The 1,413-nt window shown below is 66.2% G+C and carries 1 protein-coding gene and 1 pseudogene; both read right to left on the reverse strand.

All coding sequences use genetic code 11. The features are described 5' to 3' along the window. Window positions 1-91: 91 nt before the first annotated feature. On the reverse strand, window positions 92-499 hold the full coding sequence (locus AB0D08_RS40800) for a hypothetical protein (RefSeq protein WP_359895435.1): 408 nt from the start codon (window positions 497-499) through the stop codon (window positions 92-94). Further along, a pseudogene (locus AB0D08_RS40805) lies at window positions 496-1,229 on the reverse strand (transposase). The gene AB0D08_RS40800 and the pseudogene AB0D08_RS40805 overlap by 4 nt, the downstream one beginning before the upstream one ends. Window positions 1,230-1,413: the final 184 nt, after the last annotated feature.

A 1,413-nucleotide genomic window follows, 5' to 3' on the forward strand; every position in this document is an offset into this window, starting at 1 on the left:
CAAAACTCCAAGACAGATACAAAGACTCGTACAGCCACCCTCACCGACCGCCCACCACCACCCACCCCCCGAACAAACCAACAAACGGACCTCAGTGGACGTTAAGTCCGTTTCTGGTGGCGGCCTCGTCCGGGTTGGGTGAGGAAGCCTTGGCGAGTGAGGCGTCCGAGGCGGCTACGGGTGATGTTGACTGACGCCTCGTCGGTGGGCATGCCGAGGAGTTTGTGCAGCTCGCGTGCCGGAATGCCTGGTCGGGGTGCTGGTTGGAGGCATTCACGATGGCCTGGTAGGTGGTGTTCGTCTCGGGTGGTTCGGAGCCGGTTCCTGCCGGCGTGACCTCCGCGATGATCTTTCGGGTGGTGGCCAGGTCCGTGAGCCGTGCTTCGGTATCCGTCAGGTCGGCGGCGAGCTCTTCGATCCGGGCGCGTAGTTCTGCGGCCCGGGCGGTGGCCTCGTCCTGCCGGCTCCGGAGGTCTGCGACGAGTTCGGCGACGTTCACGCGGCCAGCCCGAGGGTGTCGCGCCAGGCCGGGGCTGGTGCGGTGAGGCGGCGGGCAATGTTCGCGGTGGAGGCCCAGTAGACGCGGGAGGCGAAGTTGTCGGGCCGGTGGTCGTACTCTCGAGCGAGGCGCCGATGCAGCATCAAGGTGCCGTTCGTCTGCTCCATCACCCACCGTTTCGGCTGCGGGACGAAGCCCTTGCCCGGGTCGGCCGGGTTGCGGCGAACCACCTCGACGTCGATGTCCAGCAAAGCGCCGTGGATGACGACCTCGTCCTTGAACCCCTGGTCCACCAGGGCCTTCTCCAAACGCATCCCGCACCGCTCGGCGACCTGGTCGAGCAGGGCGGTCCCGGCGGCGTTGTCGTGGGCGGAGGCGGCCAGGACGACGACGCCGATGATCAGCCCCATGACATCCACGGCCAGTCCCCGCTTGCGCCCCGACACCTTCTTGTTCGCGTCCGGCCCCGTCGTGGTCCTCGGGACACCGGCGGCCGCACGGACGGACTGGGTGTCGATGATCACCAGGGACGGGTCCTCTAATCGGCAGGCCCTCTCCCGTACCTGGCAGCGCAGGAGCTCCTGGATCCGCTGGTCGAGCCCGTCCTACAGGACCCCGGATCCCCGGTTGCCGATCGCGCCACCCGGCCCTGCTTCCAGGTTGTGATCATCGGCTCGATCAACGCCCACTGCTCATCTGTTAAGTCGCTCGGATACGCCCGCCTGTCCATGCGCCGCAGAACATCACTCGAACGCTGACCGGCACGCCAGTACGGCCGACGTTCACGCGTCCGAGCGATCGCAAGCCGAGAGAAAAGGGACTTAGTACTGCAACGGTGCTTACCGTGACGGTTGTCTGGTTCGCTCGTTGTGGTGTTCATGGGTGGGGACATATCCGAGGTGGATGCTCGTCGC

Origin of the sequence: Kitasatospora sp. NPDC048540 (assembly GCF_040651175.1) — a bacterium.
Taxonomy (GTDB): Bacteria; Actinomycetota; Actinomycetes; order Streptomycetales; family Streptomycetaceae; genus Kitasatospora.